The 17399-nt window shown below is 52.1% G+C and carries 13 protein-coding genes and 2 pseudogenes; 6 read left to right on the top strand and 9 right to left on the bottom strand.

What is annotated here, in order from left to right:
• Window positions 1-123: 123 nt before the first annotated feature.
• Window positions 124-855, bottom strand: a complete 732-nt coding sequence (locus QJT81_19115; protein ID WGZ93872.1) for a SprT family zinc-dependent metalloprotease — start codon at window positions 853-855, stop codon at window positions 124-126.
• Window positions 856-955: 100 nt separating this feature from the next.
• Here QJT81_19115 and argS point away from each other — a divergent pair, with 100 nt between their 5' ends.
• A complete protein-coding gene (argS, locus tag QJT81_19120) occupies window positions 956-2689 on the top strand; it encodes an arginine--tRNA ligase (GenBank protein WGZ93873.1) in 1734 nt (577 codons plus the stop codon).
• On the opposite strand, the gene QJT81_19125 is transcribed toward argS, so the two are convergent.
• Window positions 2690-3862: a PilT/PilU family type 4a pilus ATPase gene (locus QJT81_19125; GenBank protein ID WGZ93874.1), complete on the bottom strand. Its 1173-nt coding sequence runs from the start codon at window positions 3860-3862 to the stop codon at window positions 2690-2692.
• Window positions 3863-3914: 52 nt separating this feature from the next.
• On the opposite strand from QJT81_19125, the gene QJT81_19130 reads away from it, so the two are divergent.
• Window positions 3915-4616 carry a pseudouridine synthase gene (locus QJT81_19130; protein WGZ93875.1) on the top strand — a complete coding sequence of 234 codons (702 nt, stop codon included), beginning with the start codon at window positions 3915-3917 and terminating at the stop codon, window positions 4614-4616.
• Here the strand turns inward: QJT81_19130 and QJT81_19135 are convergent.
• Window positions 4603-7473 carry a CAP domain-containing protein gene (locus tag QJT81_19135; protein ID WGZ93876.1) on the bottom strand — a complete coding sequence of 957 codons (2871 nt, stop codon included), beginning with the start codon at window positions 7471-7473 and terminating at the stop codon, window positions 4603-4605. The genes QJT81_19130 and QJT81_19135 overlap by 14 nt on opposite strands.
• 295 nt (window positions 7474-7768) lie before the next feature.
• Here QJT81_19135 and QJT81_19140 point away from each other — a divergent pair.
• The 4 genes and pseudogenes from QJT81_19140 to QJT81_19155 all read left to right on the top strand — a co-directional run bounded on the left by QJT81_19140 (window position 7769) and on the right by QJT81_19155 (window position 10380).
• Window positions 7769-8383 (top strand): annotated as a pseudogene (locus QJT81_19140) (IS30 family transposase).
• Window positions 8384-8467: 84 nt separating this feature from the next.
• A pseudogene (locus QJT81_19145) lies at window positions 8468-9792 on the top strand (UPF0236 family protein).
• Window positions 9789-9965, top strand: coding sequence for a hypothetical protein (locus QJT81_19150; protein ID WGZ93877.1), 177 nt, complete (start codon window positions 9789-9791; stop codon window positions 9963-9965). Before QJT81_19145 ends, QJT81_19150 begins: the two are co-directional and overlap by 4 nt.
• 22 nt (window positions 9966-9987) lie before the next feature.
• Window positions 9988-10380, top strand: a complete 393-nt coding sequence (locus QJT81_19155; GenBank protein ID WGZ93878.1) for a PGPGW domain-containing protein — start codon at window positions 9988-9990, stop codon at window positions 10378-10380.
• A gap of 81 nt (window positions 10381-10461) precedes the next feature.
• On the opposite strand, the gene QJT81_19160 is transcribed toward QJT81_19155, so the two are convergent.
• From QJT81_19160 to rpsI, 6 genes are all read right to left on the bottom strand, one after another.
• Window positions 10462-14316, bottom strand: coding sequence for a DUF3683 domain-containing protein (locus QJT81_19160; protein ID WGZ93879.1), 3855 nt, complete (start codon window positions 14314-14316; stop codon window positions 10462-10464).
• Between the two features lie 85 nt (window positions 14317-14401).
• Entirely contained in the window at window positions 14402-14890 is a 489-nt protein-coding gene (locus QJT81_19165) for a hypothetical protein (protein ID WGZ93880.1), read from the bottom strand.
• Complete coding sequence (locus tag QJT81_19170; GenBank protein ID WGZ93881.1) at window positions 14890-15276, bottom strand: type II toxin-antitoxin system VapC family toxin; 387 nt, start codon at window positions 15274-15276, stop codon at window positions 14890-14892. The genes QJT81_19165 and QJT81_19170 overlap by 1 nt, the downstream gene beginning before the upstream one ends.
• A gap of 2 nt (window positions 15277-15278) precedes the next feature.
• On the bottom strand, window positions 15279-15518 hold the full coding sequence (locus tag QJT81_19175; protein WGZ93882.1) for a type II toxin-antitoxin system Phd/YefM family antitoxin: 240 nt from the start codon (window positions 15516-15518) through the stop codon (window positions 15279-15281).
• 119 nt (window positions 15519-15637) lie between these two features.
• Window positions 15638-16690, bottom strand: a complete 1053-nt coding sequence (locus QJT81_19180; protein WGZ93883.1) for a porin — start codon at window positions 16688-16690, stop codon at window positions 15638-15640.
• Between the two features lie 312 nt (window positions 16691-17002).
• Entirely contained in the window at window positions 17003-17395 is a 393-nt protein-coding gene (gene rpsI / locus QJT81_19185) for a 30S ribosomal protein S9 (protein ID WGZ93884.1), read from the bottom strand.
• Between the last annotated feature and the right edge of the window lie 4 nt (window positions 17396-17399).

A 17399-nucleotide genomic window follows, 5' to 3' on the forward strand; every position in this document is an offset into this window, starting at 1 on the left:
ATACACACATATTACGTGCTGATCCTGCACACCCTCGCCATGCCCAAGGACACCAACCCCAACGGCGACATCTTCGGCGGCTGGATTCTCTCGCAGATGGACATGGCAGGCGGCATGTAAGCCTCAGCCCTTCGTCCAGTCCGGCAGGTATTGCATTGCGCCCTTCATCTGCGCGTGGATCGCCTTGTAGTCTGGCGCAAACTTCGCCACCAGCGCCCAAAACCGCGTGGAATGGTTCATCTCCACCGTATGGCACAACTCATGAATCAGGGTGTAACGCACCCATTCCACCGGCAGCAGCACCAGCTTGTAGTTGAGGTTGATATTGCCACGGGTGGAACAGCTTCCCCAGCGCGTTTCTTGCCCCTTCACACTGTAACTGACGTAACCCAGACCGGTCTGCGTCGCCAGTTGTTGCAGCATCTGCCCCAGATGGTAGCGGGCGTAGTTTTTCGTCCACTCGCGCAGCACGTAACGGCAATGTTCCGGGTTACTGACCGCGCCGGAAAGAGTCAGTGTGCCGTCATCCCCAATATCCGCCGCAATATTGTGGCGCGAGGTGGGTGTATACACCAGCCGGAAACGTTCGCCCGTGAGCGGAAACTCAAGGTATTCAGGCAGGGCAGGCGCATCCACCAGGGGTACGGTATAACGTTCCACCTTGGGCAGGTTGTCCGTAATCCAGTCCAGTTTGCTATGAATCCAGTCACGTAACTGCTGCTCACTCACCCCGACTGGCTGTGTCACCACCAGCCCCTTGTCAGTCGACAGATTCATCCGCATGTATTTCGCTCGCGCTGATTGCCGTACCTGATAATCCAGCACCCGCCCATCCACCAAGGTCAACCGTCCCATCCTGTTAATCCTTCAATCGTGAGAATCCTCTTGCAGAAAGTGGATTCTACCCCGCAACCCGCCTAAAATCCCCCTTTTGCCCACACCCGAAAAGAGCCTGATGAATATTCGCCAACTGCTTGATGACCGTATTACCGCCGCGCTGCACACACTCGGCGCACCTGATACCGTGACCGCCATTGTGAAACCTTCCGCCCGCCCCGAATTCGGTGACTACCAAGCCAACGGCGTGATGGCAGCCGCCAAGCAGTTGAAAACCAACCCGCGAGAACTGGCAATGCGCTTGCTGGAAGTGCTGGATTTGTCCGACCTCGCTGAAAAGCTCGAAGTCGCAGGCCCCGGTTTTATCAATATCCACCTAAAAAATGCCTGGTTGAGCGAAACAGTAGGTCGGGCTTCAGCCCGACAACCCACCCCCAACACCCAAACCATCGTCGTCGACTATTCCGGCCCCAACCTAGCCAAAGAAATGCACGTCGGCCACCTGCGCTCTACCATCATCGGTGATGCCGTCGCCCGTGTCCTCGAATTCCAAGGCCACACCGTCATTCGCCAAAACCACGTTGGCGACTGGGGCACGCAATTCGGGATGCTGATTGCGCACATGGTCAGCGTTGCCGAGCAAAACGGCGGGGTGAGCGGTGTCGAACCCCAACTCGCCGACCTCGAAACCTTCTATCGCGAAGCCAAACAGCGCTTCGATGCCGAACCCGCTTTTGCCAACACCGCCCGCGATTACGTGGTGAAACTGCAAGCCGGTGACGCAGCATGTCACGCGCTGTGGCAGCAATTCATCGACATTTCCTTGCACCACTGCGAAGAGGTTTACGAACGTTTGGGTGTTTCCCTGACCCGCGCGGATGTGATGCCGGAAAGTGCCTACAACGCCGATTTAGCTAATATTGTCAGCGAGTTACAGGCGCAAGGCTTACTGGTGGAAGATCAGGGTGCACAATGCGCGTTCCTCGACGAATTCAAAAACAAAGACGGCAGCATTACGCCGATTATTGTGCAGAAAACGGGCGGCGGCTATTTGTATGCGACGACAGACCTTGCGGCATTGCGCTACCGTAGCGGTGTGTTGAATATTGACCGGGCTTTGTATTTCACCGATGCGCGTCAAGCGTTGCATTTTCAGCAAGTGTTTCTGTTGGCGCGTAAAGCCGGATTTGTGCGCGAAGGCGTGTCACTGGAACACATGCCGTTCGGCAACATGCAGGGCGAAGATGGCAAGCCGTTCAAAACCCGTACTGGCGGCACGGTCAAGCTGGTGGATTTGTTGGTGGAGGCGGAAGAACGTGCGTTCACCCTCGTCACCGAGAAGAACCCTGAACTGGGCGAAGCCGAACGCCACGACATCGCCCGCACGGTCGGCATCGGTGCAGTCAAATACGCCGATCTGTCCAAAAACCGCAACTCGGATTATATTTTTAACTGGGAAACCATGCTGAGTTTCGAGGGCAATACTGCGCCGTATTTGCAGTATGCGTATGCGCGGATTAAGAGCATTTTCCGCCGCTCAGGTGTGGATGCGGCGGCGATTAGCCCCCCCATTTCGCTGCATGAAGTGGCTGAACGCACCTTGGCGATGAAGTTGCTGCAATTCACGGAGGCGACGGATAGCGTGGCAAAAGAGGGTTTGCCGAACCATCTTTGCACTTACTTGTATGAATTGGCGGGCAATTTCATGAGCTTTTATGAAGCCTGCCCGATCTTGAAAGACGGTGTGGCGGAAGAGGTGCGTAACAGCCGTTTGCAGTTGGCGAATTTGACCGCGCAAACCCTGCAAACTGGCTTGGGTTTGCTGGGGATTGGGGTGTTGGAGCGGATGTAATTACGTCAATTCCTCTTCCGGCTTCGGCTCTAATGATAATTTCGCCATGAAATCAGCATCTGCCGCCTTGGGCTTTGCCTCCGGCGCAGGTGCTGCCGGACGCGGCTTATTCAAATTCCCCGACAAGTTAATTTTCAGCTTCAAATTGCTGGGTGAGTCGGCATTGCGCAAGGTTTCCGCCAGCGAAATTTGCCCTGCGAGATACAGCTTGTAGAGGTGGCTGTCGAAGGTTTGCATTCCCTGTTCTTCAGACTTTTCCATGATTTCTTTGATGGCGTGAACGTCGCCTTTCATGATCAGGTCACGCACCATTGGTGTGCCGAGCAGGATTTCGATGGCGGCAACGCGCTTGCCATCCACGGTGGGGATCAGGCGTTGCGAGACAAAAGCTTTGAGGTTGAGGGATAAATCCATCAGCAATTGGTGGCGGCGTTCTTCGGGGAAGAAGTTGATAATGCGGTCGAGGGCTTGGTTGGCGTTGTTGGCGTGCAGGGTGGAAAGGCACAGATGCCCGGTTTCAGCGAAGGCTAGGGCGTGTTCCATCGTTTCTTGGGCGCGGATTTCGCCGATTAAAATCACGTCGGGGGCTTGGCGCAGGGTGTTTTTGAGTGCGTCTTCGTAGCTGTCGGTGTCTACGCCAACTTCGCGCTGGTTGATGATACATTTCTTGTGCGGATGCACGTATTCCACCGGGTCTTCGATGGTGATGATATGCCCATCCGCGCTGGCGTTGCGGTGGTCGATGAGGGCGGCGAGGGAGGTGGATTTGCCCGAACCTGTGCCGCCGACGAACAGGATTAGCCCGCGTTTTTCCATGATCACGTCTTTTAAAACTTGTGGCAGACCGAGTTTGTCAGCGTTGGGAATTTCGGTCTTGATATTGCGGATTACCATCGCGATTTTGTGGCGCTGCTTGAAGATATTGATGCGAAAACGCCCGATGCCTTCTTCGCTGATGGCGAGGTTCATTTCCGGTTTCTTTTCAAACTGTTGTTGCTGTTCGGGGTTCATTAGCTCGTAAGCCATTGCTTTGAGCATTTCCGGGGTCATGATGACTTTATCGACGGCTTTGAGTTTGCCTTGGAATTTGGCTTTGGGTTCGAGATCAGCGGTTAAATACAAGTCGGAGCCGTCGTAATGGGCGAGGATGCGTAGATAGTCTTTGAGTTTCATGGGTATTGCCTTTATTGTTGTTGGTTTTTTCCAGTATAGCAGTAACTTTATCATGCGTTTAGATCAGTTCGTCAGTCAAGCCGCCGCCATTACGCGGGTGGATGCCCAAAAAGCCATTCGGTGCGGATGGGTGGAGGTGGATGGTGTGCGGGTGACGAAAACGTCTACGCACATTGAGCCGACCATGGTGGTGGTGACGTTGGATGATGCGCCGCTGACCTTGCCGGGGGATATTTATGTGATGTTGCATAAACCCGCAGGCGTGGTGAGTGCGCGGGAAGACCCTGAGCATCCCACGGTGTTGGATTTGATTGATCATCCGCACCGCAAAACGCTGCATGTGGTGGGGCGGCTGGATAAGGATACGACGGGTTTGTTGTTGCTCACCAATGACGGTGATTGGTCGCACCGGATTTCTGCGCCGAAACACCATGTGCCGAAAACGTATTTAGCGACGTTGGCGTGGGAATTGACGGAGGCGGGAGCGCAAGCGTTACGCGCTGGGGTGCAATTGCACGGTGAAAAGGGGTTGACCAAACCGGCAGAGGTGGAGATTTTACCGGACAATCAGGTGCGGATTACGATTTCGGAAGGTAAGTACCATCAGGTGAAACGCATGTTTGCGGCGGTGGGGAATCGCGTGGAGGTGTTGCATCGGGAGCGGATTGGTGGGCTGGTGTTGGATGATGAACTCCCGCCGGGTGGGTGGCGGGAGTTGCGTGATCAGGAAGCGCGTGACCTTATGGCGATGTGAAATTCGCGGTTAGGGTTTTTGCTTCCGTCATGGTCACTCTGCAAGTCGTAGACGTGGTGCAACTGGTTGCGCCTGCGCCTGTCCAGCCGGTAAAGCGTGAGCCAGTGACGGGTTTGGCGTAAAGTGAAATAATCTTTCCTGTCACCATTGCTTCGCTACAGTCTGTCCCACAGTCGATCAAGCTGACAGGAGAACTGGTCACTTTACCCGTACCTACGATACCCACTGTTAGTGGCACTAAGGGTCTAAACGTCGCAGTGACGGTTTTGCTTGCCGAAAATGCACTGACGGTGCAGGTATTGCCGGTGACAGCGCTACACCCAGCCCAACTGTACAAGCCGTAGCCGCTGGCAGGTGTGGCAGTCAGCGTAATGGTGGCTTGATTAGGATAGGCTTGGGAACACGCCGTTCCACAGTTAATAGCGCCATCGGTGCTGGTGATAGTGCCACTACCGACGGTTTTTGCAGTTAACACCAGATCGAAATGAGCCGTTAGGGTTTTTGCTTCCGTCATGGTCACTCTGCAAGTCGTAGACGTGGTGCAACTGGTTGCGCCTGCGCCTGTCCAGCCGGTAAAGCGTGAGCCAGTGACGGGTTTGGCGTAAAGCGATATGACCCTGCCAGTGATCACGGGTTCCTCGCAATCGGTTCCGCAGTTAATACCAGTGATGGAACTCGTGATGGTGCCACTGCCGGTTCCTGTCTTATTAACGTTAAGCGCATACGTTCCGGTTGAGGCGGCGGTGGTGCTGGTGAAAGTACCCGTTACGCCACCAATGCTGAGTGTTGTATTGGTGCTGCTTGAGTAATTCGCCGATGAGGTGTGTTGCACCCGTACAGTGTTACCATTATTAACTAAACCGGCAGCGTTGGTGAAAGCACCACCGTTGATGCTATAGCTTCCCCCCGATACGCTGATCGCAGCGCCAGTATTGATACCACTGACTGTAATGGCGTTAGAGGTGATAACCGTGGAACGGGCTACCGCTGTTTGTGCTGAGAAACTAAAAGCGTTGGGTTGGGTATCAACGGCGGCAGAAGTTTCGCTGTAAAGTAATGACCCCCAAGCAAGCCCCGGATAACCTGCCCATGGGATGACCCGTGCCGTTAAAGCATAACGTTTGCCGCTAACCGGCGTGAAGTTAAAGCTGGTGTTGCTACCCGTATTCTGAGTGTTTTCAGCAACGACTTGTTGAGCATTGTTAATTTGCACATTATCGACCAAGAAACTAACATTAGTACCAGTGCCGAGGTAGCGGTATCCCGTATGTCGGTATTGCGCCCTGAACTTCACCAGTTTATTAGCGTAGGCACTCAGTGAAATACTTTTGGTTGAGAAAGCAGTTTCTTCAACACTTCCAGAATTTGTACCGGTTTTGCTGTAAATGTCCTGCCAGCTTGCACCACCATCCAGACTGATTTGCATGGCTGCGGTTTGCTCGTTGGTTGCCAAGCCTAATTTAGAGTCAAACTGCAATACACTGTTTGAGGAGGGGATATAAATTCGCGGAAATTCGACCGTTTCAGACTCGGTGGCAGGTGCGAGACGGTAAACATTTGTGCCATTCGTGCCGCTGCCGGAATAGACCAAGGTATAAGAGCTATCAGTGCCATCGGTGACGTTCAGGCTACCGGTTTCCGCATTGTATACGCCGGTCGCGGCAGCAATTTCGGCGATGTAGGCTTCGTATTGTTGAGCAAACGCTACCGGATTAAAGGTATAAGTGGCAGGTGTATTCGCAGGTGGTGAAGTGTTACCGCTGACTGTGACTTGCTCTTCTCCTACACCGGCTGTTTGTGGATCAAAGACAGTGACGGTGTAAGTAAAACTGCGTGGGCTGCCGCCGACAATGACGTTACTCACAGTGACTTGGTAACTGGTATCGGTGGTTGGCTTAGGCCAGTTTTGGTTAGCTGTCATGTTATTTGGTCGCCACACCAAGGTGTTTTCGCCATAGCCGTTTGCAACTGTTTCGAGTGCCACGGGAATACTGGTTCCGCCTTGGGTCATGCTAACCGTCGCATTGGTAAAATTAGCACTAGGGTAAGAAAAAGACCAACGCACAGGAACGACTGGGTAAGGGTTAAAACCTTTCGTTGGCCAAGCAATAAAGTCATCGCGGGTGGCGGGGCGAGTGCTGTACGCATTGCCATCAAATACCCAAATCGCATTGGCAGCAGCGAGCGAGCCAACTTTGGGTACGTCCCCTGTTCCCATGGTTTGGGTCTGTGGATGTAGCAACCAACGCCGATGCCCAACGGCGTGATTGTCGATGCCATTATCCTGAATCTGACCGTCTACGGCATTCCAAGCATTGTGACCCCAGGAAATGTTAGAACTGCCCGCCGCAGTGGCACCATCAGCAGTATAGCAATTCCAAGAGGAAGGCGGATTATGGCTCAGGCTATTGTTGGCACTCATCATCAATGCAGCTTGTTGGGCTTTGGTATTGAAGGTTGCATTGAACGTTATACTGGCGGGTACACCTGCCATGGCACGGAAATAATTGATACGGGCAAGCACCGCATCTTTGAATTCACTGCTGGTTGTACCCGGTGTACAGGTGCTGTGGTTGCCTGTCCATGCTATCGGTGTATTGTTTGAAGCCAAATAAACGCTGTTGTAAAATGCTCTGGCTAATTGGCGATTGCTGGGGTCAATAGCCCAGCCGCCCGTATTGGATGCGGGGACACGCCATGCCTGTTCGGATTCATCGGAAAAGTGATGAGGTTGTAGCCCAGGATACGGCAGGGCATCACCTAGTAGAACGGAGCCGGATAATGAGGATTCTGTTTTAGCTTGCCCCGGAGAAAATGTTTGTCCGCTTTCTTTTTGACAAGCGGACAATAATACCATTGACGTTACCACCAGTATGGTAAACGCTTTAAACCTTCTGAAGACACTCATAGCCTATTCCCCCATTGATGTAACTAACCGATGCCCTTAGCCAATCAATAGAATGGTAAATGAATTGGCTATTAAGTAAGCCTAATCATAAGATTTACATTGTTTTGATACAAGTAATTAATAAAGGCGAATTCGTATCATAAGTGCATAGCCTGTTAATCGAGGCGGGATGCGATTTTCCTCATCAGGTCAGCGGCAAGATGTGGTAAAAAGCATCCCGAAAAACCACTGACAGGAGAGCTTCATGGCTTACACACACCTTACCTCTGAGGAGAGGCATTATATCGAAACCCGGCACAAGATGAAGGAATCGACGGCAACAATCGCGTTAACCTTGGGGCGCAGTCAATCGACGATCAGTCGTGAACTGACCCGCAACCGAGGGCAACGCGGCTATCGGCACAAGCAAGCGCACGCCAAAGCGCAACAACGCCATGCGGACAAGCCCAAAGCGGTCAAGTTGACCCCGGAACTGGCGGTCAGCATTGATACGCTGCTGGAACAGCAATGGAGTCCTGAGCAGATCAGCGGTCGACTGAAAGCGGAAGGCAAAACGACTATTTGCCATGAAGCCATCTACCAGCATGTACTCAGGGACAAGCGTGCGGGCGGCAAGCTGTACCTGAACCTGCGCCGCCATACGAAGAAATACCGCCAGCGTTACGGCAGTAAAACGGGCAGCGTCAAAGGCATCCCCAACCGAGTGGACATTGACGAACGCCCAGCGGTAGCCAACCAGCGTGAACGGCTCGGTGACTGGGAAGCCGACACCATGATCGGCAAGGGACACCAAGGCGCACTGGTGACACTGGATGAACGCAAATCCAAGCTACGCCTAGCTTTTCCAGTGGCAAACAAGACCGCAGAAGCGGGTGTGAACAAAAGTGCGGTGTCCTGTAGACTAAGATGGCATCCCCTAAAACCAGAGAAAAAGGACTTTCCCATGTTGACAGTTAGCTCCCGCGACCAAAAACTTTTAGAAGCCTTGAACCGCAACCCCGCATTAAAAGCTCGGATGGAAGGGCTAATCGAGGTGGTTGAAAATGCCGGTGATGACATTATCAAAGCAGCAGACGCCGAACAGCGGGTGATAGAAGAACTGCGCCAAATGGGAAATGATGCGATCACTGCATGGGCAAACAAACGTGTAGAAAAATGCACAGCCCCAGCCTGTGAAGAAGGCATTGGGAAGTATGTAAAGAGTGGAAAAAAAACTGTCATTGGCACACGACCTACGGAAAAATCCACATAAGCGAACCGGTCTACCGGATTCCCGGCAAGCGTGTCCGCCCCTTTAGCCAGAGTGCCGAGGTTGTTTGCCGAGGCTGTTCGCTCCCGCTGCAACGGGCGGTGACGGACTTTGGGGCGGACTGTTCATTTGCTCAAGTGCCTGATAAATTAGAAGAACATTACGGGATACGGCTGGCATCCAGCAGCATCCGACACATCACCGAAGGTCACGCCAAACGCATCCATGAATCCCAAGTGTTGATAAAAGACTATCCAAGCACGTTGGGAAAAGCCTATGTCATTGCCGAAATGGACGGCAGCATGATCCCCATCGTCGAGATTGACGAAACAGCCCCCGACAAGCGCAAAGGCAAAAAGGAAAGCTGGAAAGAAGCCCGCCTGTGTCTTGCCCACGCCAAAGGCAGTGCTACGCCAACGTTTGGCGCAATATTCGGTGGCACGGTAGAAGATGCTGGAAAAATCTTATTCGACACCGCCTGCCGTGCTGGATTTGGAAAAAGCACGTTCCTCCATGCGGTGGGTGATGGGGCAAGCTGGATCAACCGTCAAGTGGATGAACAATTTGGCACACAAGGACATTACCTGATTGATTTTTATCATGTTTGTGAATACCTATCAGCAGCATCCGCAAGCTGTTCATGCCTCAAGGACAAGGATAAATGGTTTGCCAAACAGAAAAAAGCCCTACAGGATGGTCAAGCTCAAGCGGTCATCGACACACTGAAACCTTTCCTCGAAGCAGAAACGGTAGAAGACAGTAACGCCCCAGTACGAGCTTGTCACCGTTACCTGAGCAACCGCATTGAGCAACTGGATTACCCGACAGCAAAATCCCTCGGATTGCCCGTGGGGTCGGGCGAAATAGAAAGTGCACACCGTTACATCATCCAGCAACGCTTAAAAAAATCGGGGGCATGGTGGAAAAGTGATAATGCGGCGGATATGTTGGCGTTGAGGGTCATGCGGGGAAACCAGCAATGGAAGCATTATTGGCGAAACACCGCTGAGGCGGCATGAGGTTTACCGCACTTTTGTTCACACCCTTGATCGGTATTGCGATTGCCACCGCTGGCGGCTTTGTGGTGTATGGCATCCTCAAAGCCACAATGGGCATTCGCTTGTCACAAGAAGAAGAGTACAACGGCGCTGACTTGAGTATTCACAAAATCAAAGCTAACCCGGATAACTAACGTATAATCAACCCCATCGTCCATGACCTTGGGGTTTTTATTGGAAACGTTGTTTATCTGGCTCGGTGCAATTTCTGCCATTACGTTTGTATTGTCGCTGCTGCTCTTGCCGTGGTTTGTCGCACGGATTCCCTGCGACTATTTCACCCGCCCGCGTGACCCGCATCGCTGGCAAGTGTTGTTGCAACCTCGCGCTATCGTCCGCAATTTGCTCGGTTTACCCGTGCTATTAGCCGGGATTGCCATGCTGGTGTTACCGGGGCAAGGCTTGCTCACCATTATGATTGGCTTGGGGATTATGAATTTTCCCGGCAAATTTGAGCTGGAAAAATGGATCGTCACCCGCAAAGGCGTGCTCAAAGCGCTTAACTGGATACGCAAAAAAAATCGGCATTTACCTATTTCTGAACCATGATTTTCAGGATTAAAAGATTACCAGGAAAGAACCGTCTCCCTCATCCTGTCATCCTTTAATCCTAAAAATCCCAGTTCAAGACTACAGCAACACCTTCTCTATCCCGCCATGCGTAGCCTTGCCGACAAAACCTTGCTGCCAATCATTGCCCAGCAAATAATTCGCCATTTCCACCACTATGTAATCGGTTTCCATGCCGGTATCATCCGCATAACGCGACAACCCTTGCTGACAAGCCGGGCAGGACGTGAGAATTTTCACCTTACCCTCCTGCGCCATGTCCGCACCCGTTAGCTCTTTGATACCTGCTTTGAGGCTTTCGGCTTTGCGGAAACGTAACTGGCTGGCAATATCCGGGCGGCTAATCGCAAACGTCCCCGCTTCCCCGCAGCAACGCTCGCTCAAAACCACGTTGGAACCCGTTAATTCCTGCGTGACTTTCAACGGGTTAACCTGCTTCATCGGCGTATGGCAAGGGTCGTGGTACACGTACTGAATACCGCTAACCCCGTTCATTTTCACACCTTTTTCCAGCAAATACTCGTGAATATCGAGCAAGCGGCAACCGGGGAAAATCTTGTCAAACTCGTATTTGAGCAACTGATCCATGCACGTCCCGCACGATACCAGCACGGTTTTAATGTCGAGGTAGCTCAACGCATTCGCCACGCGGTGGAACAACACGCGATTTTCGGTAGAAATTTGCGTTCCCTTTTTCAAATCACCGCCCGCGTTTTGCGGGTAGCCGCAGCACAAATACCCCGGTGGCAATACCGTGGTCGCACCGGTTTCGTACAGCATCGCCAGCGTTGCCAAGCCCACCTGACTGAACAAACGTTCCGAACCGCAACCGGGGAAATAGAACACCGCATCGCCACGTTTATCCGCTGTTTTCACCGGATCACGCAAGATCGGAATCACGCTATCGTCTTCCAAGCCCAACATCGCACGGGTGGTTTTCGCGGGCAACCCTTTCGGTAACGGCTTTTTAATGAACTGAATCACCTGCTCTTTAATCGCCGGTTTGCCCAAAGTTGAGGCAGGACGTTTATCAGTGCCTAACACATTCGCTGCTTTCGCCAAGGAATACGCGAAACGCTGCGCTTTGTAACCGAACTTGATCATCCCGGTACGCATAATATTGATTTGCGTCGGGTCTTTCAGATTCAGGAATTGCATCGACGCCCAGGTCACCGGGCTGGTCTTTTTCTTGCCACGTTCGCGCAAAATACTGCGCATCCGCACGCTGACTTCGCCGAAGTCGATATTCACCGGGCAAGGGTTGAAACACTTGTGGCACACCGTGCAATGGTCGGCAACATCGTTCATTTCATCGAAATGGCGGATCGACACCCCACGCCGCGTCTGCTCTTCGTACAAAAACGCCTCAATCATCAAACCCGTTGCCAGAATCTTATTGCGCGGCGAATACAGCAAATTGGCACGCGGAATATGCGTATTGCACACCGGCTTGCACTTACCGCAGCGCAAACAATCCTTAATGTCGTTGTTGAGCGCACCCAACTCATTGTGTTCCAACAGCAACGCTTCGCGCTCGACCAAACGTAACGACGGCGTGTAAGCATTCTGCAAACCTGACCCCGGCAGCAATTTACCTTTATTGAAATGCCCTTGCGGGTCAACGTCTTGCTTATACGCGGCAAATTCGTTGATTTCACGCGCATCCAAATACTGAAATTTGGTAATGCCAATGCCGTGTTCGCCGGAAATCACCCCATCCAATTCCCGCGCCAACACCATAATCGCATCCACCATGCGCTCGGCTTCGTGCAACATGCCGTAATCGTTGGAATTCACCGGAATATTGGTATGCACATTGCCATCGCCCGCGTGCATGTGCAGCGCCACGAACAAGCGGCTGGTGCGAATCTTGCGGTGGATTTTTTCCATCGCCTGCATCAACGGCTCTAATTCACGCCCGGCAAACATTTCCTGCAACGGTCGAATGATTTCCTTGCGGTAAGAAATGCGCAAATCACGCCGCAACAGCAAATCAATCAGCCGATCTTGCGGGCGTTGCGCGGCTTTCGCAGTATCATCCAACAAGTCTTGGTGAGCAGCGGCAGGTGCATCGAAATGCGCGAGAATCTGTTCCCAACGCTGCTTGCGTTGCTGAAGGTAATCCACCGCATGAGCCAGCTTGTTTGCCCAGATGGAACTGCGTTCGGCACTCGCCTCGTAGTCCGCCACTGCCCGCAATTCCGGCAAATCACCCGCCAAATGTTCCAGCAAACCGTCGATCATGCGCAGCTTGTTTTGCATCGACTGGCGGATATTGAGGGTTTCAATGCCTTCGGTGTAACGCGCCAAATTGTGCAGCGGAATCACCACGTCTTCGTTGATTTTAAAGGCATTGGTGTGTGCCGCAATCGCCGCCGTGCGCGAACGGTCTGCCCAAAACTGACGACGCGCTTCCGGGCTAATCGCGATAAAACCTTCGGCATTCCGCGCATTCGCCAAACGCACCACTTCGGCAGCGGACTCGGCAACAGCCTTTTCGTCATCGCTCACAATGTCGGCAATCAGCACCATTTTTGGCAACATGCCGCGTGCGCCTTTCGGGGTGTATTTCACCGCTTTGACGTAACGTTCGTCGAGATGCTCCAAGCCGGACAGCAGCACGTCATTGCGCCCATCGAGGTAGTTTTTCACCTCCACAATCGCGGGGACAGCTTCGTGCAAATCCGTGCCGTAGAATTCCAGACAGACGGTACGAATTTGGTCGGGCATCCGATGCAAAATGAATTCGCCGGAGGTAATTAATCCGTCACAACCTTCTTTCTGGATACCGGGCAAACCGCCAAGGAATTTATTGGTGACATCCTTGCCCAGCCCTTCTTTGCGGAAATAGCGCCCTTCAAAGGTGAGGATTTCCGGCTCACCCTTGCGGGTTTTGCCATCGGCTAGGAAGCGTTGCACCGAAAATTGCACGGTTTGCTGATCGTGGATTTTGCCGAGATTGTGATTCAGGCGCGTGACTTCCAACCAATCCGCATCCGGCGTGACCATGCGCCAAGAGAGCAGGTTGTCGAGGCTGGTTCCCCACAAGACCGCTTTTTTGCCACCGGCATTCATGGCGATATTACCGCCAATGGTGGAAGCATCCTGCGACGTCGGGTCAACCGCAAACACCAAACCGTGCTTGCCTGCCAAATCCGACACGCGGCGGGTAATGACCCCTGCCCCTGTGCGCACGACTGCCACGGTTTTATCCACGCCCGGCAAATCGTTGCGGTATTGCACTTCACTGAGGGATTCGAGCTTTTCGGTATTAATCACCGCGCTACGCGCATCCAATGGCACTGCGCCGCCGGTATAACCCGTGCCACCCCCACGCGGAATCACGGTCAACCCCAGCTCAATGCATTCGCCAACCAACGCAGCCATTTCTTCTTCGGTGTCCGGGGTCAGCACCACGAAGGGCAATTCCACCCGCCAGTCGGTCGCATCGGTGACGTGTGACACCCGTGCCAAGCCATCAAACTGAATATTGTCTTTGCGGGTAATCTTTTGCAGACGCTTGCGGGCTTTTTCGCGCAAATCGTATTCCGCCCGAAACATCTCCGCAAATTGTGTCAAGGCGCTGCGGGCAATCTGCATCAACTCTAACGTCAGGGCATTGCCGTTGGCACGTTCTTCAATCTTTTCGACGCGCCCATTGAGGGTGTCGAACAGCGATTGCCGCCGCTCGCGGTTTTCCAGCAGGTCATCGTGGATGTAAGGATTGCGCTGCACCACCCACATATCACCGAGGATTTCCAGCAACATGTGCGACGAAATGCCGGTTTCGCGCTTTTCACGCAAGGCTTGCAGGATTTCCCATGCCCGCGCACCCAACAAGCGTTGCACGATTTCCTTGTCGGAGAATGAAGTGTAGTTGTACGGAATTTCCCGAATCGGGTGGGTAGCTGTCATGGCGTTCACGAATGCTCTTATGCAAAGAGGCGTAGTGTAACGCGCTGCACCATTGAAAAAAACCTGTTATCACAAAGGGGATTGTTTAATGCCACAAGCGGTGGCCTTGAGCAATTTTTGCAGCCACCTCCTGCTGGAAGTCTGGCGGGCCGTAAGCAATGGCTTGCTGGTCTTTCTGGAACTTGCCGTCGAGGATTTCTTGTTCCAAATAGACCAAGGGGCGACCGTGTTGCTCGGCAAACTGTTTCAGCCAATTCAAAGCTCGCGGGGGAATGCGTTTACCGACGGGAATCGCCACATCAACCGGCACACCGCGCCATTGGAATTTGTTGAACAGCACCATGACTTTGGCTTCGTTTGGTTTCATCCAATCCGGCAGTGGACTGTTGGGAATGACCCAACCGCAGTTGAAATTATCGCACGGATCTATAGGGCGGTTGGCGTAGTCGTTGCAGCCTTTGCCGGTACTGTGCGGGCAGGGGCAACCGGGGTAGACATCTGCCCCCATGATGTTCATCTGAACCCAACCGTCGCAACAGGCGGTACAGGGCTGGCATTGACGGATTTTAGGCATCACCAGATCACTTTAACCGGATACTGCTGAATCAAGGGATCAGGAGTAAGCAGTACCATGCCCTCCTCAACTGCCTGACAAATCAGCATCCGATCAAACGGGTCGCGGTGAATTTCGGGCAAATTCGCCAAGTGTTGAATCGCCTCCTCATGCAGACTGAGTGACTCTATCTGATGCTGGATGCGTTTTTGCGGAATATACTGACGCGGATGCTGTGGCAAGGGCAACTTACCCAACTGGTATTTCACCGTAATTTCCCACACTGACACAACACTTAAAACAACTTCGTTTTGTGGATTTTGAAATAGCTCGCGTGCCGCTTGGCTCAAGCTATCATCATCAGAGATAAGCCACAAAAATGTACAGGTATCCAACAACAAGCGCATTCTTAGCGTCCCTCAAATGCGGCGATTAAATCATCCGGCAAGGGGTCGAAAAACTGACTTGGCACGGTGAATTCACCTTTTGCCAAACCGATGGGGCGTTTTTGTTGGAGCGGTTTGGATAATGCGCGTATCTCTGCAATAGGCACATTCCGTTTACATAGAAAGATACGCTCACCTTGCAGCAGTTGCTCAAGATAACGCGATAGATGTGTTTTGGCCTCATGGAGATTGAGATATAACATGACTTACAACCTAGTTCAGTACATGGTCAAGATTATACTTTTATAACGGATTCCCCACAATGCGAAAAGGCTCCCGAAGGAGCCTTTTCTTTAACTGTCAGCTAAAATCCAGCAGGATCTTAGAAGTCAGTAACCAAACCAACTGCTGTGGCAGTAGTTGAGCTTTCATCACCAGTCGCAACACGACCAGTGTTGGTGTTGTCGTTCCACAGCAAGTAAGCAGAAGTTTTCTTGCCTAAGCTGTAGTCAACGCCGACAGTAGTTTGCTCTTCTTCACCAGCACCGTCAGTTTCGCCTTTACCGTAGCCAGCTTTGAACGTCATAGCACCACTCTTGATACCACCAGCAACATACAAATTGGTATCTTCTTTAGTACCGCCTGGGAAACCAGCTACAGCAGGTGAAACAGCGTTGTCACCTTCAGACGTTTCACAAACCGCATTCACAAAATGACCAGCTTCGGTTTTGTAGCTACCACCGATATTAATCATAGTACCAACATCATCAACAGCAGTATAACCTAAGCCAGCATAGAAAGGGCCATTGCTGTAGTTAGCCATTACAGTGTTAGCCGTTGTACCACCGTTACGGTCACCGTCAGCAGATGGTACCACATCAATTTCAGTAGAATGAGCCGCTGCCAAACCGACAGGACCAACTTTAGTGATGTAAGCAACAGCGTTGTCTACACGATGACCATCAGCACCGATAATGTTAGACATATCAGCGTAGGTATCAGCAAAAGCATCCAGACCTGCTGTAGCCAATTTAGCTGGAGTATCGTGACGACCAACGCGAACTTCACCGAAACCGCCTTTCAAACCAACGAAAGTGTTACGGGCACTTAATCCACGAGACTGGGCATTACATTTCGTAGCACCAGCAGTAGTATCGCTACAACCTGACGGATTTTTCTCATTATCCCCATCTAGGTCAATACCGTATTCCAAGCCATAAGTAGCGCTCAGACCGTTGTCTAGTTCGGTAGAACCTTTAACACCCAGACGTGAAGAGTGGCTTTCTACAACTGTTTCAGAAGATTCTACAGCACCTTTAGTTGTTTCAACATTACCAACAGTAGCGTGCAGTTTGCCGTACAGAGTGGTATCAGCCATTGCCGCAGCAGGTGCGATCAGTGCAGTAGCAACTGCGATTACGAGTAATTTTTTCATGAGTCGACTCCTATTAAGAAGGTTTGTCCTGTCTTTAAAATTTAATCTTCGATTTGTTCAATCTGACGGAAGTATTTATACATCCCTTGCCAGCGTCTTGCAACTGCTTTTTTGCAAATACGCTACAAAGCTTAGTACAAATGTTGCAGAAACGCCACATCTATTGCTTGACAAAAGCGCAGCATACCGACGAACGGTAGCATCTTGAATTTCAGCAGCTTAGAAACGACAAAGCCACAGGTGGCAACACGCTGTGGCTTTGTTACAACAGATTGGGAACGCCTTAAAAAACTGCGCCGACCTGCCGGATAATTAACGCTTGGAGAACTGTGTCGCGCGGCGTGCTTTGTGCAAACCGACTTTCTTACGTTCAACCTTACGCGCATCACGGGTCAGGAAGCCTTCAGACTTCAGATCACCACGTAGCGTTTCGTCATATTGCAACAGCGCACGGGCAATACCTAAACGGATCGCGCCGGACTGACCGGTGATACCACCGCCAGCAACCGTCACATTGATGTCAAATTTCTCAGCCATGTTAACGGTGTGCAGCGGCTGGCGCACGACCATGCTGGCGGTTTCACGCCCGAAGAAGTCACCCAGTGCTTTGCCGTTAACGGTGATCGCACCACTACCTGCACGCATGAAGACGCGAGCAGAAGAAGATTTGCGACGACCAGTGCCGTAATATTGTGTTTCAGCCATGTTT

Origin of the sequence: Candidatus Thiothrix putei (assembly GCA_029972225.1) — a bacterium.
Lineage (GTDB): Bacteria > Pseudomonadota > Gammaproteobacteria > Thiotrichales > Thiotrichaceae > Thiothrix > Thiothrix putei.